The sequence below is a fragment of the Filimonas zeae genome (genome assembly GCF_014641615.1).
GTDB lineage: Bacteria > Bacteroidota > Bacteroidia > Chitinophagales > Chitinophagaceae > Filimonas > Filimonas zeae.
Window position 1 is genome coordinate 910,726 of sequence record NZ_BMIB01000001.1, and the last position, 24,701, is coordinate 935,426.

At 41.7% G+C, this 24,701-nt stretch carries 13 protein-coding genes and 1 tRNA gene; 11 read left to right on the top strand and 3 right to left on the bottom strand.

Annotation, left to right across the window (positions count from 1 at the left end; translation table 11 throughout):
- The first annotated feature begins 95 nt into the window (after nt 1-95).
- The gene (locus IEY13_RS03830; RefSeq protein WP_188950626.1) at nt 96-995 is read left to right on the top strand and encodes a helix-turn-helix domain-containing protein; all 900 of its coding nucleotides are present in this window, start codon (nt 96-98) and stop codon (nt 993-995) included.
- A gap of 28 nt (nt 996-1,023) precedes the next feature.
- Here the strand turns inward: IEY13_RS03830 and IEY13_RS03835 are convergent, their stop codons facing one another.
- On the bottom strand, nt 1,024-2,136 hold the full coding sequence (locus IEY13_RS03835) for an NAD(P)-dependent alcohol dehydrogenase (protein ID WP_188950627.1): 1,113 nt from the start codon (nt 2,134-2,136) through the stop codon (nt 1,024-1,026).
- Nucleotides 2,137-2,380: 244 nt separating this feature from the next.
- Between IEY13_RS03835 and IEY13_RS03840 the strand changes: the two genes are divergently transcribed.
- From IEY13_RS03840 to IEY13_RS03855, 4 genes are all read left to right on the top strand, one after another.
- Complete coding sequence (locus IEY13_RS03840) at nt 2,381-3,247, top strand: alpha/beta hydrolase (RefSeq protein WP_188950628.1); 867 nt, start codon at nt 2,381-2,383, stop codon at nt 3,245-3,247.
- Nucleotides 3,248-3,486: 239 nt separating this feature from the next.
- Entirely contained in the window at nt 3,487-4,779 is a 1,293-nt protein-coding gene (locus tag IEY13_RS03845; RefSeq protein ID WP_188950629.1) for an NAD(P)/FAD-dependent oxidoreductase, read from the top strand.
- Between the two features lie 102 nt (nt 4,780-4,881).
- Nucleotides 4,882-5,757 carry an AraC family transcriptional regulator gene (locus tag IEY13_RS03850; RefSeq protein WP_188950630.1) on the top strand — a complete coding sequence of 292 codons (876 nt, stop codon included), beginning with the start codon at nt 4,882-4,884 and terminating at the stop codon, nt 5,755-5,757.
- A 62-nt stretch (nt 5,758-5,819) separates the two neighbouring features.
- Nucleotides 5,820-6,971: an iron-containing alcohol dehydrogenase gene (locus IEY13_RS03855; RefSeq protein ID WP_188950631.1), complete on the top strand. Its 1,152-nt coding sequence runs from the start codon at nt 5,820-5,822 to the stop codon at nt 6,969-6,971.
- A 123-nt stretch (nt 6,972-7,094) separates the two neighbouring features.
- Here the strand turns inward: IEY13_RS03855 and IEY13_RS03860 are convergent, their stop codons facing one another.
- A complete protein-coding gene (locus IEY13_RS03860; protein WP_188950632.1) occupies nt 7,095-11,156 on the bottom strand; it encodes a hybrid sensor histidine kinase/response regulator transcription factor in 4,062 nt (1,353 codons plus the stop codon).
- Between the two features lie 244 nt (nt 11,157-11,400).
- Here IEY13_RS03860 and IEY13_RS03865 point away from each other — a divergent pair, with 244 nt between their 5' ends.
- The 5 genes from IEY13_RS03865 (at nt 11,401) to IEY13_RS03885 (ending at nt 22,908) form a co-directional block, all read left to right on the top strand.
- A complete protein-coding gene (locus tag IEY13_RS03865) occupies nt 11,401-14,577 on the top strand; it encodes a SusC/RagA family TonB-linked outer membrane protein (RefSeq protein ID WP_188950633.1) in 3,177 nt (1,058 codons plus the stop codon).
- Between the two features lie 22 nt (nt 14,578-14,599).
- Nucleotides 14,600-16,231: a RagB/SusD family nutrient uptake outer membrane protein gene (locus tag IEY13_RS03870; protein ID WP_188950634.1), complete on the top strand. Its 1,632-nt coding sequence runs from the start codon at nt 14,600-14,602 to the stop codon at nt 16,229-16,231.
- A gap of 32 nt (nt 16,232-16,263) precedes the next feature.
- Nucleotides 16,264-17,601 carry a glycan-binding surface protein gene (locus IEY13_RS03875; RefSeq protein WP_188950635.1) on the top strand — a complete coding sequence of 446 codons (1,338 nt, stop codon included), beginning with the start codon at nt 16,264-16,266 and terminating at the stop codon, nt 17,599-17,601.
- Nucleotides 17,602-17,673: 72 nt separating this feature from the next.
- On the top strand, nt 17,674-21,201 hold the full coding sequence (locus IEY13_RS03880) for a glycosyl hydrolase 115 family protein (RefSeq protein ID WP_229687714.1): 3,528 nt from the start codon (nt 17,674-17,676) through the stop codon (nt 21,199-21,201).
- 54 nt (nt 21,202-21,255) lie between these two features.
- Nucleotides 21,256-22,908 carry a glycoside hydrolase family 43 protein gene (locus tag IEY13_RS03885; RefSeq protein WP_188950637.1) on the top strand — a complete coding sequence of 551 codons (1,653 nt, stop codon included), beginning with the start codon at nt 21,256-21,258 and terminating at the stop codon, nt 22,906-22,908.
- A gap of 334 nt (nt 22,909-23,242) precedes the next feature.
- Here the strand turns inward: IEY13_RS03885 and IEY13_RS03890 are convergent, their stop codons facing one another.
- Complete coding sequence (locus tag IEY13_RS03890) at nt 23,243-24,061, bottom strand: site-specific integrase family protein (RefSeq protein WP_188950638.1); 819 nt, start codon at nt 24,059-24,061, stop codon at nt 23,243-23,245.
- 507 nt (nt 24,062-24,568) lie between these two features.
- Between IEY13_RS03890 and IEY13_RS03895 the strand changes: the two genes are divergently transcribed.
- A tRNA-Leu gene (locus tag IEY13_RS03895) sits at nt 24,569-24,655 on the top strand.
- Nucleotides 24,656-24,701 lie beyond the last annotated feature (46 nt).

The following is a 24,701-nucleotide window of genomic DNA, read 5'->3' on the forward strand; positions in this document are numbered from 1 at the left end:
TTTAAGTCAAATTCTTAAGATTGTTTAAGGGACGAAATGCGATTGAGTTAGGAACTTTGTGCGTGTACAGGGATTTTTGTTTAATCCGTTTTGCTATGAAATATATAACCACTAATGATTGTGCCGCCGGGGGAGTGAATATGGCTTACCCCTTTAAAGATGCCCGGTTGTTGGAGTATGGGTTGCTTATTTACGATTCAGCGGGTTTGCCAGTTCAGAAAGCGTTTAGTACTTCTGCCATATTATATAATTTCTCAGTTATTCTCGTTATAAAAGGGAATATACAATTAAAGGTGAATGAATGTAGTTTCTCTCTGGGTGAGCAGGAAGTGATTATTATTCCCCCATCAAGTGTTGTTGAAATGGTAGGGATGGCAGCAGAGGGGCGTTTTGTGTCGCTTTATTTCACCTATGATTACCTGAAACGATATTCGATTGAAGGAAAGTATTTTAGTCTTTCCGGGTTCATTCGCGAAGGCGTTTTAACCAGCCAGCAGGTAGAAGACAGGGATTTTGGGTTATTACTGCAACTGTTGGCCATGCTGCAACATTTGGATAGCGGTAATTTGAATGAGGACGATGCTGCTATTCAGGTGAACTTGTTTAAATCTTTTCTTTTAAAGATTAAACACTATTATAGTGAGTCTGCGCTGGACAGGAAAATAACCGCAACGGTTGTGTACAGGTTTCATAAACTGCTTTCCGAAAATTTTACCAGGTACAGGGATGTTTCATTCTATTCAAAAAAGCTATTTATGAATGAAAAATATCTTTCTCAGCTTTTGAAAAAGAAAACCGGGAAAACAGCACGTCAGTTTATTATAGATATGGTTATTGCGGAAGCAAAGGGCCAGTTAAGCGATCATGCCATTTCTGTAAAAGAAATATCCGGCCGTCTTAATTTTTCCAACGAATTTCATTTTAGCCGGTTTTTCCGGCAGTATGTAGGTACTTCTCCCACTCAGTTTCGTAATAAGGAGATAAGAAGCACATGACCGTCATGTGCTTCTTATCTCAGCGGTATTAGTTTTTATAGTTACCTATAGTTAAAACAGATTTGATGGTTTTGCCAGTTTCTGAATCTTCCACTGCCTGGTTAATATTTTCAAAGGCATATTTCTTAATCAGTTTGTCGAATGGGAACTGTCCGTTTTGATACATCCTGATTAATTTAGGTATAAATTCCTGCGGTACACTATCGCCCTGGTTAATAAACCTGATTTTGTAGCCCTTGGTGAGGAAGATATTTGTTTCCAGCTCTAACGGTTTTCTGGCTACCCCAATGGCTACCATTTCACCAACAGGCGCCATACTGGCCAGTGTGTTATTAATTACTTCATTTCTGCCCGTGGTATCTATTCCAAATTGTACACCATGAGGTAATATTTCCAGTATCCTTTTAGATACTTCCTCTTTGGTACTATTAATAGTATGAGTAGCGCCCAGTTCTTTGGCAAAGGCAAGTCTTTCTTCGTTAATATCTATAGCAATGATGGTAGTAGCAGAAGCTGCTTTCGCTGCCATTAAAGCTGCCAGGCCAACTGCACCTGTGCCGGAGATGGCAATAGTGCTGCCAATTTTCAATTTCAAAGAATTGATTACGGCTCCGGCTCCTGTTTGTATGCCACAGCCCAATGGGCCCAATAATTCCAACGGTGCATCTTTGGGAACCACGATGACGTTGTTTTTATGTGCAATGGAATAAGTGGCAAATGATGACTGGGAAAAGAAGTTGTCATTAATAGCGGTTCCGTCGGGGTAATGATGGCTGTGGGTATGGTCTACACGTTCACCCGAAAAGTTTCTCTGGAAAAATTCATAACAATAGGGCGGTGTTCCGGAGCGGCAAATTTCACATTCTCCGCAATAACCGTAAGTGAGTACTACATGATCTCCTGCTTTAATATGGTGTACATCTTCACCTACCTTTTCTACTATGCCAGAACCTTCATGGCCTAATATTACCGGAAAGTTGGGTGCGCCCATAATAAAATCTCTTGCTACCATATCGGTATGGCAAATGCCACACGCAACAATTTTTACTAATACTTCATCAGCTTTAGGCTCGTCCAGTTTTACTTTGGCAAGTTCAAAGCTGCTGCCTTTTTCTTTTACTATAGCTGCAGTTATTTCCATATGTTCTTTTTTATTACTTAAAAAATCCTTTCAGTTTGTGCTATCAAAGTTGGTATTTATTGGGAGGGAAAGTAATGTCTGAAAGTAATAATTGAATATCTAAAAGATAGTTATCAGCGCTATGAGCCGGGAACTGTTCCCTAAAGTAGGGAAAGCGCCGTATCATTGTTTACGTCTTGTATAATTGCCACCATTTGACGTGCATGTGTGATGGTGAAGCATCTATTTGTTCAAATTTTAGAATATGTTAAAGATCAGTTTAGCTGTATGGACTTTTTTATTGGCAGGCAATTTTTGCCTGGGTCAGGAAGTGATTCAACTACGTACAACCGGAAGTGTGGCATCTGGTACTTCTTCAGAGCGAAGTATTCCTGTTGATGCAACGGATACCATCGTTTATAATGTGTCGTCTCCAAGCATTACAGTGTATCGTCCTGATTCGTCTGCCTCCAATGGCGCTGCCGTGGTGGTTTGTCCGGGAGGTGCTTTTCATCTTCTTGCTATGAACAATGAAGGTATTAATGTGGCCAAATGGCTTACAGCTAAGGGGTATACGGTATTTGTATTAAAGTATCGTTTGTTGCCTATTGAATCGGCCCAGCCTATGCAGGTTATTTTCGAACGGGCTAAGGATTTTAAAAAACTGGTGGAAATAATGGCTAAAGATGTACCTCTGGCCATTGCAGATGGCAAAGCAGCAGTTGAATATGTAAGAGCCCATGCGGCCGCATATAAGCTGGATACTGCTAAAATAGGAATCATGGGGTTTTCAGCCGGGGGAACTGTTGCTGCGGGTGTTGCGCTTGCTGCTGATAAGGCTTCACACGTAAACTTTACAGCACCTATCTATCCTTATTTGTATCCTTTTGACAAGGTAAAAGTACCAGCGAATGCTCCTCCTTTATTTATTGCGGTTACATCTGATGATGATTTCGGATTTAATGCCGGCTCTGTTGATCTGTATAAAAGATGGCAGGAGGCAGGAGGTTTATCAGAACTGCATATTTACGCTAAAGGAAGGCATGGCTTTGGAATGAAGAAACAACAATTGCCTGTAGATCATTGGATGGAAGCCTGCTACGAATGGCTGAAGTACCTGGGAATGAATTAACGTTACAGTAATCGTCCTTTTTGACCAGTAATACCGCAATAACGACGAATTACGAACTCTGATCCGTGGTTAATATTGCATCTTAATGAAGCCTGTATCGTGTTGTTTTAGGCACGCAGGCACTTTTTTCATGTTTATCTATCAATGTCAAGTGCATGGTTGCTAGGTTTTTTTACTTAGCAGCCATGCTCTGTTCTATGGAAAGTAAGCAGGATTGTAAATTTTGAAAATGTAGTTATATGATAAAAGATGAAGATAATATAGTGATAGTAGGGGGTGGGTTTGCAGGAGTTAATCTGGCAAAACAATTATTGAAAGCAAGACAAAAATTACACGTAACGCTCGTAGACAGGAATAACTATAATTTTTTTCCGCCGTTGCTTTACCAGGTAGCAACAGGTTTTTTAGATGTGTCTAATATAAGTTATCCTTATAGAAAGCTCTTCAGGAAAAATTTAAATTTTACGTTCCGGATGGGGGAGTTACTGGAAATAAGGCCGGAAGAGAATAAAGTGATATTGTCTAATGGCGAGTTAGCTTACGGCAAACTGGTAATTGCTACCGGAACAGAGAGTAACTATTTTGGCAACCAAAATGTGAAAAGCAATGCCTTGCCTATGAAAACAATTGCTGATGCAGTTTACCTTAAGAATACATTACTGGAGCGTTTTGAGCAGGCTGCGCGAATCAATGATGCAGCAGAGCAAAAGAAACTGACTACGATTGTAATTGCAGGTGGTGGACCTACGGGTGTTGAGATTGCAGGTATGTTATCTGAGTTAAGGCAGAATGTGCTGGCGAGAGATTACCCTGAATTAAAATCACTACCCTTTGAAATTTTTCTCGTTGATGGTGTAGCCTCTGTGCTGGCTCCTATGTCGAAGAAATCGCAGGAATACACCTTACAATCTCTCCAGTCAATGGGGGTAATAGTCCGGTTGAACGTGCTGGTGAAAGATTATGATGGCAGTTTAGTGATATTGGCTGACGGAACGGGTATTGAAACTTATAATCTTATCTGGACTACGGGTGTTACTGCCAGTACCTTTAGCGGCATTACTGTTGATGCCTATGGCCGTGGCAAGCGATTGCTTGTAGATGAATATAACAAAGTGAAAGGCTTTGATAATATATACGCAATAGGAGATACCTGTTTGCAAACTACTGATGCAGCTTTTTCTAATGGTCATCCGCAACTGGCGCAGGTGGCAATTCAACAGGGCCGGAATCTGGCTTTCAATTTCAATGCCCTGTTGAAAGGTAACGTATTGAGACCCTTTCACTATAATGATAAAGGATCTATGGCAATAATAGGAAGGTATAAGGCGGTAACGGATGTGCCTAAACCTCATCTTCATTTCAGAGGTGGGTTTGCCTGGTTGTTATGGCTTTTTATACATCTCCGGTCGCTTATTAATTTCAGAAATAAATTAAGAACGCTATCCAGCTGGACTGCTGCCTACTTCAGTAAAGACCAGTATCTGAGAATGATTGTTAGGCCTGCGTCTAAAAAGAGTGATAAGAATGTTTGATTTCCGGAAAGTACCCCTCAAGTGGAAGAATGTGCAAGCTGCAAAACGGACGGTTAAACTACTTTTGTTGGATTTTTAATCTTATAAAAGGGATATAGTAAAATGGAAATACGTAATCACTCCCTAAAGGAGGTTTTTGATAAAAAGAATACTGCTTGTCTTTCTTTTCATGTATACGAGGTTCAGGATGGGTATTTGAACGAAAATGATGCTTTACATCGGAGTGATTATTTTCAGGTAGTTCTGTTAGAAAGTGGAGAAGCTAAACAACAGGTGGAAGAGAATATTCATGTGTTAACTGCTAATACGGTGTCGGTTGTTTTTCCGAACCAGGTTAATCTGCTGGATGTTAACAATAAATCGCGTGGCATTGTTATTCAGTTTGATGAAGTATTGTTTTGTTCAGATTTATTAAAAAACGAACTGAGTGCATACAGTAATGATTTGATTGGTAAATTAAATTATATCACGCTGCCTACCCATAAGTATATGCAGGTTTATGCATACGCCACCCAGATATTGAAAGCCTTTCGCAATTTGTCTCCCATTAAAAAGGAGCAAATCCGCTTCTTTATCAAAATAATGCTACTGGAAATTATAGAAGCTGCACATCCCAGGGAAAATAGCTTTCAGGTTCCGGACCAGGCCGATCAGTATGCCCGTTATAAGTCTTTGATAGAGGTTGATTTTAAAACAGAAAGAACCGTAACCTATTATGCTGAAAAGCTACGAACTACTACAGGTAAACTGAATGAAATATGCAAAATAAGAGCAGGTAAAACTGCGTTACAGGTAATACATGAACGTTTACTCACAGAAATCAAGAGGTTGTTGCTTTTCTCCGGGATGAGTTGTAAAGAAATCTCTTTTGAGCTTGGATTCGATTCTCCCTCTGCCCTGAATAAATTTGTAATTGCCAAAACCAATGCAACACCAGGGGAACTGAAGCAGCAGCTTTCGCGAATTTATAATTATTAAGAATTTATGTATAACTGTGCCGGAAAATAACATCTCAATTTTGTTTTATTAAATTAAGAAACATGAGTAAATTATTTTTGGCCGGGGAAGTGTTTCACGGACAGGGAGCGCTTGCTGAGTTGAGTAATCTCAAAGGAACAAAGGCTTATATTGTAATAGGGGGAAGTTCAGTAAAGAAGAATGGTGCATTGGATAAAACACTGGCATTATTAAAAGAGGCTAATATTGAGGCTGCCATTTTTGAAGGGGTAGAAGAAGATCCCTCTGCCGATACTTGTTTAAGAGGAGCAGCGGCTTTTCGTGAATTTCAGCCTGATTGGATAATAGGATTAGGAGGCTGTTCGGCAATTGATGCAGCTAAAATGATGTGGGTGTTTTATGAGCATCCTGATGCAGATTTTGAAGCAATGACAAAGCCGTTTGGAGTGCCTGTATTACGTAATAAAGCAAAGTTTGTAGCTATACCCACCACAAGTGGAACGGGAACGGAAATGACTGGATTAGCGGTAATTACCGACAGGAAGAAGGGAGTTAAATATCCTATAGTTTCTTACGAATTAACTCCTGATATCGCTATTGTAGATGGCGTATTGTGCGCATCAATGCAGGAGCACGTAACTGCAAATACAGGTTTGGATGCTCTTACACACTGCGTGGAGGCTTATGTATCAACAGTTGAAGATAATTATGCTGATGCTTTGGCTAAAGGTGGTTTGAGGTTGGTATTTGATAACCTGAAAATTGCGGTGGCTGAGCCTGGTAATTTAATGGCCCGACAAAACATGCATGATGCATCTACAATGGGAGGATTTGCTTTCACCAATGCCTGGCTAGGTATTGTTCACTCATTATCTCACCAGGTGGGGGCTATATTTGGTATTCCTCACGGATGTTCAAATGCTATTTTTTTACCCAATGTTATCCGCTACAACTCTAAAGCATCAACCCGTTTTCCTGATCTTGCAAAAGTGATAGGGCTGGAAACAGCAGAGGAGTTGGCGCAGGCAATTGAGTCATTACGCGCTGAGGTAAACAACATTGGTTCCATTAAAGAATTTGGAGTGTCGGAGGATGAATGGAATAGAAACCTGGATTATATGGTTGGCAATGCATTGTTAGATCCATGCACAGGGTTTAATCCAAGAAAACCAACAGCCGGAGATTTGAAAGCCATTTACCAGGCATGTTACGAAGGTGTAGTGACTTCGTTTTAAATCTTCTGTTAACCCGTGCAGAGGTAAAAGGTAGATCTTTTGTAAGGATCTACCTTTTGATTATTAGAGATTCTTTTATGTAAGGAAAGTTGGCCATTTTGTAATGGCTGCATTTATCCATGATTATTTTCCATTCTTTCTTTTCCTGTTTACAAATTCAGAAGGTAACATTTGGTACTTCGCTTTAAAAGACTTTGCGAAATAATTGGGTGTGGCAAATCCGGTTGAATAAGCAACCTGCGCTATATTCATATCTGTTTTTTCAAGCAGGAAAGCGGCTTTTTCCAGTTTTATATTCCGGATGTATTCAATGGGAGAAAGCCCGGTTAGCTCCAGCATTTTGTTATAAAGGGAGCTTCTGCTCATACCCATCTCTTTACTAACACCCTCTACCGAAAGGCTGGTATCACTTATGTTATTTTCAATATACAGGCGTAGTTTCTTTATCAAAAGATTATCATCAGATGGTGTTTCTGATTCGGGTACCTCTACCGTGATCTGCTTTGTATAAGTTGTTTTAAGTGTTGTTTTTAAAGAAACCAGGCTGTTAATACGTGCCAGTAGTACCTGAAAATTAAATGGTTTGGTAACGTAATCACTGGCTCCCAGTGAAAAAGCCTGTAATAAGGCTTCTTCGCCTGATAAAGCAGTTAGCATTATCACAGGGATATGGGATGTTCTTTTATCCGCCTTTATTTTTTCCAGTAGTTGAAATCCGTCCACCTCGGGCATGTTTACATCGCTGATTACCACCAGTGGGTGTCGCGCCAGTGTTTTTTTCCAACCTTGTTCTCCATTCGATGCTTCCAGTATTGAAAAATGATTCTTAAGGTTGTCTTTTAAATAGAAGCGAAAATCTTCATCATCTTCTGCCAAAAGTATAAGAGGGAGGTTTTCATTGGCAGCTACTTCCACATCTTCTGACTTCCAGTTATCTACAGTAAGAATAGGTTGTTGTTCTGCAGGTATAAGTGGAAGCGTGATCGTAAAATCTGCTCCGTTGCCGGGTTCGCTATTTACCTCAATGGATCCGCCATGCATTTTTATAAATTCATGGGTGATAGAGAGCCCGATGCCGCTGCCTTGCTGGGAGAAGGGAGAGGTGTGGCTTTGGAAATAGCGTTCAAAAATTCTGTCTTTTTTATCAGGTGGAATACCAATTCCTGTATCAGTTATTTTAATACTGTATATAGTAACACCTTCAGAAGTAAAGCCTGCTGATTCCAAATGTAAATCGATGCTTCCGCCGGCAGGTGTAAATTTGAATGCATTGGACAGCAGATTAAAGAGAATGCGTTCCAGTTTATCGTGGTCAAATAAAACCATAGCATTGGAAGTATGGCAATGAAAGCTGTATGTGATTTTTTTTCTCTCTGCAAGATCCATAAATGAGTCAAATACATCTTTAACAAAGTGTGTTATTTCGCCAGATACCAGATGCAGGCTTAATTCATGCGTTTCCAACTTACGAAAATCGAGCAGTTGGTTTACGAGGTTTAGTAAGCGCCGTGTATTGCGGCGGATCATGTGCAACTGTGCTGCGGCTTTCGTGTTATTAACGGATTGTAACAGATTGTCAACTGGTCCCAGTATCAGCGAAATGGGGGCTCTGAATTCGTGGCTTAGATTGGTAAGGAATTTAATTTTTAACTGGTCCATTTCTCTGGCTACTTCCACTTCTTTTCGTTCCTGGGCCAATGTCTGCCTTGCCAGTAACTTTTCCTGTTCTGTTGCGAACTGACGTTTTAAACGCAGCATTGTTTTGTATCTTGAGAATAGCAGAAGGGAAATGATTAATAATAGATAAAATATATAGGCAAAGACGGATCGCCAGAATGGAGGTGTGATATGCAGGTATATAGAGGCGGTTGCGGCGCTCGCTATATCTCCTTCTGCATTATATGTTTTAATATGGAAAGTATAATCACCTGGGTCGATATTGGTGTAGGAAGCAGTAAGGTCGCTACCCGCCTCTACCCATTCTTTGTCAAATCCTTCAAGCTGATAAAGATATTTATTCTGGTGTGGCGAAGTGAAATCCAATGCTACAAAACTTATTGCAAAGTTTTGGTGGTAGGTCAGGTTAATGTGCCGGGCAATTGAAATGTGTTCCCTTAAAGGACTATTGTTACCAGGTGCTATAGATTGGTTGTTCACCTGCAACCCGGTAAATACAACAGGAGGTTTGAACAGGGGCCGTAGAATAGCACCTGGCGCGAAATAATTCAGGCCGTCCATACCTCCAAACAATATCGTTCCGTCTTTTAACTGAAGGCCCGAACCTGAAATAAAGTTATCCTGCTGTATACCATTGTAATGGTTATAATTGGCAAAATGTTTTTTATTTACATCGAAGCTGCTGATTCCCTGGTTCGTGCTTAACCATAGTAACCCTTTATCATCTTCTACTATCTTGTATACTACATCATTGCTGAGATTTTCTTTGGCTGCGAAGGATTTGAAGCGATGGGTGGTGCTATCGAATATACTTAATCCTCCTCCCAAAGTTCCTATCCAGATATTGCCTTTTCTGTCTTCAAGCAAGCTGATTACAACGTTACTGGGTAATCCGCTGTTAAACCGGTTGTAAACCACGCATTGGTTACTGGCAGGGTCTAACATAGCTATTCCAGTGCCGTGTGAACCTATCCAGATCCGTCCTTTCGCGTCTTCTATAATGGCCCTTATATAGCCATTTAACGGAAGTCGTATTTCTCCGGTATCGGGTTTGCTGGTGTAGTGCTTCATAATACCTGTAACGGGGTTGTAAGCATTAACACCCCCGCCATTGCTGCCAATCCAGATATTCCCCTTACTGTCTTTTTTTAAACAGAAAATCGCGTTATTGCCGAGTCCGTTCGCCGTAGTGAATTGCTTTGTTTTTCCTGTAAATGGATTTACGCAAAAAAGCCCGTTGGAAAAAGTTCCTACCCATAGTTCGTCCCGGCTACCTTTTTCCAATGAAAGCACTTTAAGTTTTTCGGGTGAACAGTTGCCCGGGGGATAAAAGGGAATGGGTGAAAATAGTCCTGTTCTGTGGTTGAATAATTGTACCCCACCACCATCTGACCCCACATATAAATGGTCGCTTTCGGTTTCCACTAACGAAGTCACTGCGGGTGAACGCAGGCTGTTGATGTCAAATGGGTTGCTTTGCCGGTATTGAAAAAGAGGTTGACCTCTGTCATATTTATACACTCCTCCCCGCAAAGTAGCCACCCAGCAAATATCCTGTTTGTCGATATAAACGGCCCGTACCGATTTTTGATTCAGGCTGTGTGGATCCCGCATATCGGGTGCTAAACGGATGGCGTTTTTAGTAGCGTTATCTATGATATATAGCCCATCTTCCGTGCCGGCCCATATCCGGCTGCCACTGTCTATGGCCGTACAGTGGGTGGCATTATCTTTAATCAAAGGAATAATTGTGTTACTGTTTCCGTCAATGCGATATAAGCCGGAAGCGCAACCGATCCATATATTACCTTGTTTATCTTCCGTAATAGTTTCTATGGCATTTTTTTGTAGTTCATGTGCGGACCCGGTTTCTAATGGATGAAATTGTTTCTGCTGTTTGTTGTATAATAAGAGTCCCTGATTTGTTCCCACCCATAACCGGTTCCGGCTATCTTCAAAAACGGAAATCACAGAAATGCGTGTGGAGGAGGAAGATGCATTTGTGTTAAGAGGGATATTCGTTATTTCCTTAGTTGCCGGATTCAGCTGGTGTAAACCACTATAATCGCCAATCCAAAGGTTGCCTGATGTGTCGCTACAAATAGTTTTGATGGCGCTGTTTAATACTTTTGCCCCGCTATAGCTGCCGATATGTTCAAAAGCGTCTTTTTTCCTGTCATACAAATCCAGGTAGCCTCCATTGGTGCCTATCCATAAGTTTCCGGCTTTATCCTCGTAGAGGCAGTTGATATCATTGGCTGAAATGCTGGTTGTATCATTGGGTTTATGGCGATAGATAATAAACTGAGTACCATTGAATCTGTTCAGACCGTCTTCTGTGGCAAACCACATCCATCCGAATTTGTCTCTCAGCATATCGTTCACCATATTGGATGAAAGACCATGCCGGGTATTCAGTGATGAGAAACTGATATGACCGGATTGTGCATAATTTATACCTGCAACGAAAAAGCAGAAAATGGCAGTAGCAAAAGTTCGAAACAGCATATACAAATGTAAAAGGAACCCCACAAAAAATGGTAACGCCATACTATTCCGGATGGAAGAAATGTAGATAATTGAAGTATTTATGTTTTAGATGGCCTATATGTGGTGTGTGCAGATGGTATTGGACATTTTTGCTATCATTTTCGTCAATACTAAACTTGCGTGTATCTGCCGGATACTACATTTGATTATATCTAAAGAGGGGCACATCCCTGCATCTCAAAATATTACTAACTACTTGCCAATGAAACTATTAAAACGAACCGGGATCATTTCCTGGCTCTCCCTGCTGACATTACTTCCTTCCATTTTACAGGCTCAATTCACCTTAACAGGTAAGGTAACAGATGAAACCGGCCAGCCTTTAAGTCATGCCAGTGTTAAACTTAAAAACAAGCCTGTTGGGACGAATACAGACAGTCAAGGCGCATTTTCTCTTCAAATTCCTGTTGGTGTAACTGCCATTGTGGTGTCTTATGTGGGATACGCTGATATTGAGCGGAACATTTCTGGTAAAACACAAAGTATTGTTGTTCAACTCACACCCAATGCCAAAAGCGATGATGTAATTGTGATCGGCTACGGTTCGCAACGAAAATCAGATCTTACCGGAGCAGTTGGGTCGGTAAAGGCAGAAATTATCGAAAAATCAGGCGCTACATCTATTGATCAGGTGCTACAAGGAAGAATTGCTGGTTTGCAAATGACGCAGAATTCGGGTATGCCTGGTGGTGGCTCATCTATCCAGATACGGGGATTAGGGTCTATTAATTCAACCAATGAGCCCATTTTTGTGATTGATGGGGTGATTATTAGTTCGGGAACAGGTTCTTACAGTGACAATGCTTTCGCCGCTATCAACCCGGCTGACATTGAAACGATTGATGTATTGAAAGACGCCTCAGCAACAGCAATTTATGGCGCACAGGGTGCCAATGGAGTTATTATTATTACCACCAAAAGGGGCAAGGCCGGATTAACGCGTATTACGGCAGACGCAAAATATGGAGTACAAAGCTTACCTAAAGAACTTGCGGTTTCAAACCTTCAGGACTATGCCCGGCATCAGAACGCGTTGTATACTTTACTGGGATATCCCATCAATAATTATTTTGCCGACCCTTCATTACTGTCGAAAGGAACCAACTGGCAGCGGGAAATTTTCAAGCCGGCTTCAATGGGCAACTATTCACTGGCGTTTTCCGGCGGGAATGAATATACCACCTACCGCCTTTCCGGTGGTTATTTAAAACAGGAAGGCGTAGCCAGTGGTTCCGGATTTGATCGCATCACTGTTACGTCGAATCTCGATACTAAAATCAAAAGCTGGTTAAAAGCGGGGGGGGCTGTTACAATCAGCCGTACTAGCCAGGTTATTACCATTGCCGACTGGAATCTGATCAACGCTGCTGTAAGGCAATCTCCTTCTGTGCCTGCCAGAAATTTGGATGGTAGTTATGGAGGTCCCGAAGACCCCAACGACCAGTTATCCAATCCATTAGCACTTTCAGAACTCTACGATAAGGGAAACAAAAAGCTTGGACTTCGCGGAAATGTATACCTCGACATGAAATTGTTGAAGAATCTTTCACTCAGATCTGAGTTTTCTTCGGACATTAACCAGGAACGGGTCTGGAGTTTTGTACCCACTTTTACGCTGGGTGGCCGGACCAATTCAGAAATTACCAACAGCAAATCACAGCGCCTCTCTGCAAACTGGAACCTGCGTAACGTACTTACTTACAATGGTCAGACACGCAGTGGCCATGTGTTGAATGCAATGCTGGGACAGGAAATTACTGAACGTACGTCTGACTATCTATCCGCATTCCGTTTTGGTGGCAATAATTCGCTGAGAGATATTGATGCCGGTAATGCTTTAAATGCCACTAACGGAGGTAATACCAGCCGTTATGCTTTCAGTTCTTTGTTCGGACGTGCTATTTATTCCTATAAGAAAAGATACCTGTTAACCACCACATTACGGTATGATGGTTCTTCCAATTTTGCGGATGGTAATCGCTGGGGCCTGTTTCCATCTGCGGCATTCGCCTGGAAACTTTCTGACGAAGCTTTTATGAGACATTTGAAAGACGACATGAACCTGAAGGTACGACTAGGATATGGTAAAGTAGGTAATTCAAATGTTCGACAGTTTGCATATACGGCTAATATATCCAATGTGCCTACTACCTGGGGAAATGGTTCACTGATAGCGAATGTACCTAATCCTGATCTTACCTGGGAAAGTACTGACTCTTATAACCTGGGCTTAGACCTGGGGATACTTGATAACCGTGTAGAAATTGTAGCTGATGTTTACCTGAAGCGTACCAACCAGCTATTACTGGAGTTAACCTTGCCTGGAATTACCGGTGCACAGCAGGATGGCCCTCCCGGATCTGCTGCTGCTCCCTGGGCTAACGTTGGGGCTATGCAGAACAAGGGAGTGGAATTAACGATCAACACTATCAATTTACAGAGTAAACAATTCCGGTGGACTTCTAACGTGGTATTTACCCTGAACAGGAATAAGGTGATTCGCCTGAATTCAGATGTGGCACAAATCAATAAAACGTATCAGCTATCAGGGAGCCCTATTATTGTAAGTAGAACAGAAGCAGGAAAAAGCATTGGGGAATTCTGGGGTTATAAAACTATCGGACGCATTAATTCTGCGGCAGACCTGTATGACAAAGAGGGTAAATTAAGAATTGCCTTGCCTGAAAAGCAAACTGTAAATGAAAAGACCGGTATATGGGTAGGTGATCTGATTTGGGACGATTATTCAAAAGATGGAGTGATAAATGACAAAGATCGCCAATACCTGGGAAGCCCGCTTCCTTCTTTCACCTATGGATTTGGCAACAACTTTACTTATAAAAATTTTGATCTTAATTTTTTCTTTACAGGATCTTATGGTAATAAAGTAATGAATTTCCTTAACCTCAATCTGGACAATCCTAATGTTCAAACCGGAAATATTACGAGGCGGGCTGCAAGAGATTATGCGCAATTAGGGTTGATAGATGCTGGTGGATCTGCCTCTGATATTAATAATGTAAGGGTGGTAAGTGGCGATCCGTCTATGCCCAGGATGACGGTAAATGATGTAAACAACAACAATAGGTTATCCTCACGTTTTGTGGAAAGTGGATCTTACCTGCGATTGCAAAGTGTTGCATTTTCCTGGTCTTTTCCTAAAAAAGTAATTTCCAGGCTAAAAGTGAGTAATGCAAAAGCTTATTTCAGTGCCCAGAATGTATTCACTGTTTCAAAATACTCCGGCTACGACCCTGAGGTGGGAATGACGAAAGATCAATATTCCAATGGTAGCCAGAATGCATTGCTGAACGGCCTGGATCCCGGACGTTATCCCACACCACGTACAATAACCTTTGGCCTTTCTATTGGATTATAAAACGAATTGCAAATCAACTGCCATGAAAATTAGTTTACGAATAGCGTTGTATGTTGCTATTATTATGATAGCCGGTGGCTGTAATAAGTTTCTTGATACGAAATCTAACAGCCAGCCTACCCTGGATAATTATTTTACTACACTAAAGGATTGCAGAAGTGCAACGGCTGCTATGTATAGCAGAGTTTGGTATAGCTTTTCCAGCAAATTTTATTTTGATATGGGTGATGGTAGAGGTAATAACCTGTTTCAGCCTTATACATCGGGCCAATCTTTTATACGATTAACGGAAACAGGTGAAACAACTACATTACAGGAAGGATGGGCTTCGCTGTATGTAGTGATTACCCAGGCTGATTATATTCTCAATAATATTGACAGGGCATTGCAATTCAATGTATCGGAACGCGATGTGAATGCCTGTAAAGCAGAAGCCCGTTTTATGCGTGGCCTGGCATATTGGTATGCAGGATCTACCTGGGGGAATATACCGATTGTGGAAGACCCGGTAGCATTATCAAAGAATGCTAAAGTACCTCCACATTACTTTGAGGACGTGTTACAATATGCTATTAGCGATCTCGAATATGCTGCAAAAAACCTGCGTACAACAGATGAAAAGGGAAGGGTAACCAGGTATAGTGCACTGGGTATATTATCCCGCCTTTACATCACTGCTGCCTGTTATGCACGGGGCAACAGGTTTAGTGAACGTTGGACAAAAAATGCTACAGAATACTATGAGCTGGCCAGAATAGCTGCCAAAGAAGTGTGTGAAAATTCCGCTTATACATTAATGAGCGATTATGAAGAACTGTTTCGGCCACAAAATAATAACAACACTGAAACCTTGTTTGCCTTACAGTTTGTGCCAGGCTCTACAGATTATGGAGCCGGCAATCGTAATCAGGAATGGCTGGCTTACAGTACCACATTAACTGACGGATTAAATGCTTATGGAAGCAGCACTTTTGCTTCCGGTGAACTGGTGAAGCTGATGCATGACAGGGGAGAGCTTAAGCGTAAAAAAGCGGCCTTCTTTTATCCGGGTGCGGTATATGATTATATAGGTACTCACACTGCTGATGGTAAATGGATTGTAACCGGCGCTAATGCAGTACGTTATCCGAATATTAAAAAGCATGTAGTAGGCAGCAAAAAAGATACGGATGGAATGGCTATTAATGGCAACTCCGGATTGGCAGCGCCCATGTTACGATTGGCGGAAGTGTACCTGCTATATGCAGAAGCAATACTGGGAACACAAGCCAGTACTACCGATGCAGAAGCGCTGAAGTATTTTAACCTTGTTCGTAAAAGAGCTGGCCTTGACCCGGTTACTGCTATTTCAGTAGCCGATCTATGGGATGAACGCCGGTGCGAACTGGCTTTGGAAGGGCAATTCTGGTTTGATATGGTGCGTCGCGGTTATTGGGATCAGGCCTGGGTATTGGACTATATGAACCACCAGCGACGCTCTGAGTATTACTACTACCTGAGCAATACAGCACCCAATGGTTTCGCCTGGAGGAATGTGGGTGACGGACAGGAGCAGAATACAGCAACAGAAGCGCGTTTGCTACTTCCGTACCCTTCCACTGAATTGGTAATGAATCCAAAGTTGAATGAAGCTCCTGTTCATTTTACATTTTAGATCAAACTATTTGAGTGTCTAAAAATTAAATTATGCGATCTGCTAAATATAAAGCCATACTGGTTGTTCAGATATTTACAGCAATAGTTTTGCTGAGTGCATGTAAAAAAGGTTATTGGGATGCGGAAGGGCCTACCTCAAAAGAGATAAGCGTAACCAACGTTACGCTGCAGAGTGCGGCCACTACTACACAGGTAATTACACAGGCGCGAGTAGGTACGCTTGTACGAATTAACGGCAAAGGCTTTTCAGAAGCTAAATCAGTATATATGAACGGGGTTAAGGTAGCTGTAAATCCCGGCTATGTTACAGAAACTGCTATTATGGTAACCATTCCGTCCAGTCTGCCTTTTGGTAAGGACATTACAGATACTGCTACAAGAAACACTATCCGGATTATTACGAGTAATGATGATTACGCTTTTAAGTTTTTGATCCAGGGGCCTGCACCTGCAATCAGCGGCGTATCACATAGCCTGCCTAAAGCAGGAGAAACAGTTGAAATATACGGCACAAATCTGCGTGACCTGGATACAGTGAAACTACCGGGAAATATAGTATTGCTGTCCGGTGAGTTTGAAACCTCTTCGGACTTTAGCAAACTCTCCTTTACAATGCCGGCCGCTGCAATAGCCAGTGCCGGCGGCATTTATGTTTCCGGCGCTAATGGCAGTGATTATTTATATAATTATATGAATCGCAGGAACTGTATTTTTATTGAGAAGTTTTCCAGTGATACGGCAGTAAGCGGGGGCACAGGCGATTGTTATCAGCGTACTTATAATTTCGGCAGCAGCACCATTTCTGCTAATCAAACTGCAGTACTGCCTGCTACTGGCACCGGGCATAAAAATCCGGCCACTTATCGTCAGTTTCCTGCTACTGCGGCAACTGCTGCCATTGATGCCACAGTTGGTAGTTTCGATTTTCGTACATGCCCGGCAGCCACATCTGTGTTGAGAACGACAGGAGGAGCTATTACAACAGCTTCTGCCTGTAATAACCTTGCATTACAGTTTGATGCCTATATTCCTGTAGAATGGTCCTGTGGTTTTGTACGCTTTGAATTTGTAAAAGGCAATACTGACTGGAGATATAACTACGCCCCCTGGTTGGTGAATGGAAGTGTAAAGCCGGTTAAAATGACTGGCTGGCAAACCATCAGCATACCATTAAGTGCTTTTAAGGCGCTCAATGGTAAGACGTATCAATACCTGGTGGACCAGGCGGTAAGCAAGGGGGGATATTTTGCTTTTATCAACGGCAGCTATACAGACGCCAGTGGAAAGAGCTGGCCTCCTGTTGCTATTCCAAACTTCCAGATGTCTTTTGGCAATTTCAGGATAGTGCCTTACGTCAAAAGCTTATAACTCTTTGCATCATCTCAATATAGTATCATGAAAGGCGGTTTATCATTTGTTTTTATTTTTTGGAGCTTGTGTTTGCAGGCTCAATCGATAGTTGCTGAACAAAGAGGAAAGGACGATTTTTCTATTCTGGAAAGCGGGAAGCCTGCATCTATTGTTTGCGATATTGACGATGATACATTAGTGAAAATTTCCGCCAGCCTGTTGGCGGAAGATCTGGGACGCATTGGTAATATGCCTGCAATGATACTGAATCAGGTACCGGCAAGCGGTAGTATCATCATTGCGGGCAGCATCGGCCAATCCGGATTAATTCGTCAGTTAGCGGATAGGCAGTTAATTAAAACGGATAGCCTGCAGGGGAAATGGGAAGCCTACCAGTTGCAGGTGGTAAAACATCCATTTGACGGCATTGAACAGGCCCTGGTGATTGCAGGCAGCGACCGAAGAGGTGTTGCGTACGGAATAATGGAACTGTCCAGACAGATGGGCGTATCGCCCTGGTACTGGTGGGCTGATGTTCCAGTACAAAAAAAACAGGATTTGTATATACCTGCTGCTACTTTCCTGGCCGATGCGCCCCACGTAAAATACCGGGGTATTTTTATCAATGATGAAGCGCCTTGTTTAAGTAGCTGGACCAGAAAAAAATTCGGAGGGTTTAATCATGAGTTCTACGTTAAGGTGTTTGAGTTGATCCTGCGTTTGAAAGGTAATTATTTGTGGCCGGCAATGTGGGGCAATGCTTTTAATGAAGACGATGTACAGAATCCTGTATTGGCAGATCAATGGGGAATTGTAATGGGTACCTCTCATCACGAGCCTATGCTACGTGCCCAGAAGGAATGGCGCAAGAACGGAACAGGCGATTGGAATTATACCACTAATAAGGAGGTGCTGCAACATTTCTGGACAAAAGGTATTGAGAAAATGGGCAGGCATGAAAGTGTTGTTACTATAGGCATGCGTGGCGACGGTGATGAGCCTATGACAGCGGGAACTGCTACGAAATTACTGGAAGGTATTGTGGCCGATCAGCGGAAAATTATTGAAACGGTGACCGGGAAGCCGGCTTCCCAGACACCACAGCTTTGGGCGCTGTACAAAGAGGTGCAGGACTACTATGATAAAGGAATGAGGGTTGCTGATGATGTGACGCTGTTACTTTGCGATGATAACTGGGGGAACCTGCGAAAGCTGCCCAGGTTAACCGATAAGCCAAGAGGAGGTGGATATGGCATCTATTACCATTTCGATTACGTAGGAGGCCCCAGGAATTACAAGTGGATTAACACTAACAATATTGCAAGGGTATGGGAACAAATGCACCTGGCTTATCAATATGGTGCAGACAGAATATGGATTGTGAATGTTGGTGATATTAAGCCTATGGAATTACCCATTTCCTTTTTTCTGGATTATGCGTGGAATCCCTCACGTTGGAATGAAGATAATATAAATACCTATTATACACAATGGGCAACTGGTCAGTTTGGAACTACATATGCTGAACAGATCAGCGAAATGCTGTCGCGGTATGCACAGTTTAGTGCGAGAATAAAACCGGAACTACTGAATGCAGGCACTTATGCTATTGAAAATTATAATGAGGCTGAAACGGTAATCAGGCAGTGGCGCCAATTGACAGAAGAGGCGATGCTGATAAACAAGGTTATTGCGCCGGAATATAAAGATGCTTATTTTCAGCTGGTATTACATCCCATATTAGCCCTGGGTAATTTGCATGAACTTTATTATGCAGTGGCTATGAATGCCAGCTGTGTAGCCAAAAAGAATATTGAGGCCAACAAGTATGCAGAAAGGGCTGCTTTTTATTATCAGCAGGATTCGCTCATTACCCGCAAATATCATCTTCTTGCCGGTGGTAAATGGGAACATATGATGAATCAGGTGCATATTGGTTATACCAGTTGGAATAACCCGCCTTTTAATAAAATGCCAGCTGTGGAATATGTGTCAAAAGAAGAAACAACGCTTACTCCAATTGTGTATAAAGAACTACCGGTTGCCAGATCTATTGTGCCCGCAACGGAAACCGGCAACGTTTTTTATGAAGAAAACGGTGTCATATCAATGGAGGCATCTCATTGGACGAGAGCGTTAAATGTCAACGGCATTCAGTGGAAAGTTATTCCAGGTATAGGCAGAACAGGTTCGGGAATCAGTACATTTCCTGTAACTGCATCAGTTAAAAAAACAGCCAACTCTCCTTATGTAGAGTATGATTTTTATGCTTATGACAGTGGTAAGGCGATTGTTCATCTTTATTTTTCACCCACATTAAATTTTCATCAGGATGACGGAATGAAGGTGGCAATTTCTGTAGATAACGGAATGCCGCTAATAATTACTATTAACAAAGAAGATTTTCTTACCAACTGGGAACGTTGGGTTGCCAGTAATGTGATATTGGGGAAAACAGAAATAGCAGTAAGGTATGCTGGTAAACATACACTTAAATACTGGATGGTGAGTTCCGCGGTAGTGCTTCAAAAGGTTATCATTGATTGGGGAGGAATGAAGCCCTCTTACCTGGGCCCTCCGGAAACATTGTCTCCTGCAAATGCATCGGAAACGATGAAAGGTCTAAAGGATTATTATCAGAACTATTTCCCGATAGGAGTGGCTATTGAGCCGGGAGATCTGAGGCACAAGGAAAAAGCAGACCTGATATGCCGTGAGTTTAACAGCCTTACACCTGAAAATGCAATGAAGATGTCCACTATTCATCCTTTACAACATACCTATCGTTGGGAGCAGGCAGATGCAATAGTTTCTTTTGCCCGCCAGCATCAGCTGAAGGTGAGAGGACATACACTCTGCTGGCATTTGCAGACGCCTGACTGGATGTTTGAAGACAAACAGGGAAATAAGGTTGGCAGGGATACGTTATTGCAACGTCTTCATGATCATATTAAAGCTGTTGTAGGCAGGTATAAGGGGCAGGTTTACGCCTGGGATGTGGTGAATGAGGCAGTTGCTGATGGGAAGGAGTTTCTGCGTCCTTCAAAGTGGCTGGAAATTATTGGCGAAGACTATATAGCAAAAGCATTTCAATGGGCTCATGAGGCAGACCCGGATGCTGTATTGTTTTATAATGATTATAATGAGATTAGCCCTGTAAAGGCGGAGAAGATTTTACAGTTACTTACAAAACTAAAATCGCAGAACGTGCCTGTTCACGGAGTGGGACTTCAGTCACATTGGGCTATAAATGAACCGGGTAGGGAACAATTAGACTCAACGCTGGCGCGTTTTGCCAGGTTGGGACTTGCAATGCAGATAACAGAGTTGGATATTTCCGCGTATTCAAAAGAGCATCAGGCCCGCGAACGAACAAAAAATGATTCTATTGCATTGTTTACGCCTGAAAAGCAATTAAAGCAGTCTTTACAGTACAAGATGTGTTTTGAAATGTTTCGCAAGTACAGACAATACATTACCGGTGTAACCTTCTGGAATCTTTCTGACCAACATAGCTGGCTCGATGATTTTCCTGTAAAAGGCAGGAAAGATTTCCCTTTACTATTTGATACAACGTTGAAGAGAAAAGAAGCATATTATGGCGTGGTAAACTGGTAAGAGTAAAATCTAAAGTCAATAAATAGTATTTAGCATATAGTTATGACAAAGTGGTTGCTTTTACCCCTGGTAATCGGTTTCGGTATGCAAGCTGCCGGTCAGTCTGTACCGAAATACAATAATCCTATTCTTGCAGGCTTCTATCCAGACCCCAGTATTTGCAGGGTAGACTCCAATTATTATCTGGTAAACTCCAGTTTTGCTTATTATCCCGGGTTGCCTGTATTTCAAAGTACTGATTTGGTTAGCTGGAAATTATTGGGTCATGCAATGGATAGACCCGGGCAGTTGAACACAATTGGCGTTCATGTGTCTGAAGGTCTGTTTGCTCCTACGATTCGGTATCATAAGGGTGTCTACTATATCGTGTGTACCCTTATAGGTAAGAAGGGCAATTTTGTGATTACTGCAAAAAATGCGGCCGGCCCGTGGAGCGATCCTGTCTGGTTGCCTGGCATCAATGGCATTGATCCCTCACTTTTCTTCGACAATAATGACAGTGCATATATTGTTTACAATAGTGTGGCACCTGATAACAACCCATTATGGAATGGTCATCGCAGTATCCGTATGCGTGGATTTAATTACCACTCATTACAATTGTCAGGTAAAGAGGAGCTAATTGTGAATGGAGGTGCCGACATCAGGCAAAAGCCGGTTTGGGTAGAAGGGCCTCATCTATATCATATCAATGAATGGTATTATTTAATGTGTGCGGAAGGAGGTACAGGAGATAGGCACTCTGAAGTGGTATTTAGAAGTAAGGCAGTGGATGGTCCATATCTGCCTTACGAACTCAATCCAATTCTTACTCAGCGGCAACTGGATGCTAACAGACAGGCGCCTATCACTTCGTCAGGACATGCAGATCTGGTAGAAACATTGGATGGTAAATGGTATGCAGTGTTTCTGGCATGCCGGCCATATGAAAAGGGTTACTACAATACCGGAAGGGAAACATTTTTGGCCCCCGTTACCTGGACCAGCGATGGGTGGCCGGTAATTACAAAAGAAAAGGAAGCCATTCAGTACAGTTACCCAACACCTTCAGGCAGGGCAGTAAAGGGCAATGGCGCAGTACCTTTTACTGGTAGTTTTACCTACAGAAATAATTTTTCCGATACCGGATTAGATAAAAGGTTTGTTTTTCTAAGAACGGTAACTGAGCCCTGGTATAATACGACAGCAAGAAAAGGCTTTTTTCGCCTGCAACTGCGTAAAGAGAATATTAGCGGTACCGGCAACCCCTCTTTTTTAGGATTCAGACAACAGCATCATAGCTTTTCAGCAACAACCTGTATTGAGTTTGAGCCAAAGGATAGCAGTGATAAGGCAGGATTGGTCATTTTTCAGAATGAACAACATTATTATTTTTTGTCTAAATCGTTATTGAATGGGCTGCCAGTTGTACAGGTGTTTTCGTCTGCCGGTATTGGTGATCGTATGCAGTTGTTAAGTACGCAATACCTACCTTTTAGAAAAAAAGAAATTTATCTGCACATCATTCAGCGTGGTGGTCAATATGTTTTTGCATACTCCTTCGACAATAAGCGGTGGCATAATATACACGAGGCAGATGCCCGTTTATTGAGTACCGCCGATGCGGGTGGATTTGTAGGATGCGTATTAGGCCTATATGGTATCACCGCTGAAACAAATAGAATACTGGATGCAGATTTTGATTGGTTTGAATATACGGGTAGATAGCAAATGAAGTTGGAGGATTAAATAGTTGAAGGGAATGGAGGCAGTCTTAAATTGTTTAAAAAAATTGTTTGATATGAGGTCTTCTGTTTTCATAATACGGACGTATAATTTCAAAAGAAAATCAAGGTAATCCCCAATTTTCAGATTTACTCAGTTTATGAGATAGTATCTTATGCGATGCTTGATTCTTTTTGATCTTTTTTGAATTTTCCCTATGCAGTAGAATTCATTTTAACCACTTCTTGATTGAATGCCGCTAAATACGCATCTGTAGTTTTTGTGTCTGTATGCCACATTGCATCTCTGATATATTCTTTGTCCACATTGGTATATTTCAGATCGGATGCGAATTGAATTCGGCTATGTTTAGCGGAAACAGGAGAGATGCATAATCTTTCTGAAATTTTGTTAGTCCATTCACGTATGAAGTCGTAGTCCGTTTTACTTTTAATGTTTGCTCCAGTTCATTCATACCCGGTTGAAGGATTGGAAACAGGTAGCTGTCAAGTGACTTGTTGGTATTTCCCCATTTTTCGATAATTCTTTGTATATCATCATTTACAAAAACAGTGATTGTAACCGTAGTGTCTGCTGTTAGTTCGCTTTTTGCCCTGATGAATGATATATACTGACCGTTAAAATCACTCCATTTTATGTAGCACATATCTTTTGGATTCATGCCATTGCCGAAGTACATAAAAAACCAGTAGTCTTTTGCTTTCTCTTCACTGGGGCAAGTTGGGGTATACTCATAAAACGCAGCCATATTTTCTGGTTTAATAGCAGTTTTCTGTTTTTTTACGCTTGGTATCTTATATCGTCTTTTGTCAAATGGATAGTTTTCGGGGGATTTTATCAGTAATCCATCTTCTATCGCATCATTAAAAGCACCGCGTAAGTGTCTGAATATTGAACCTACCCATGCGCGGCTACACCCATTTTTGTCTACCATCCAGTTTTCAAATGACTTTAAAAATCTAACATCGATTTCTTTAAAGCTTAGATTTCCTGCTTTTTTATAAATAGAGGGAAAGCTGTCATGGTATTTTAAGGCTGTTCCGATGCGTTTATCCTCGATCAGTTGTTTCACGATCTTTAAATAGGTATACCCGATTTTGCCTTTTTCCTGTAAGTTCTGCTTTCGCAGAATCATGATTTTTTTTCGTAGGGCTTAAAATCAAACTCAAACGGGTTTTGTTGAGTAGTAATTGCCTCCACTTTTTTTTGCTTTGTTTGTAGAAATAAGGGGTTATTAAAGATGTAGTTAAGCCTGAATTTTTCGTGGCAAAACGGGTCAAACTGCTTTAACACCTCTTGTGCTTTCTCCTCAATTTCCTTAATTCCATTCCGTATCTTCTTTAGCCGTCCATTAATATTAGGTGCTTTCAGTTTTAAATAATCCTGCGGAGTCATGCTAAGATTGTAGTGTACGGTACTGGATTCCGTTGGTTGGTAAGGAGTCAGCCGGATGGGACACTCTCCATCTTTTTTTTGGGTATGCACCCTGTTTGAAAGGAAAATGGTTTCAAACTTCTTTCAAACAAACCGGTAGTTAAACGCTCTTTAGGTTAGCAAGACGAAATTAAGCCTATTTAGATAAATCATTGATTTCTAAGTTGCTAAGTTAAATTGAGTAAGGATAGGTTAAACGGCATTCGCCGCCTTGGTGGTGGAACTGGTAGACACGCAGGACTTAAAATTCTGATCGCAAGAATGCGAGTAACGGTTCAACACCGTTCCGGGGGCACACATTGTTAACGGTTTTTAAAGTCGCTTCATTGGGGTTCTTGTCG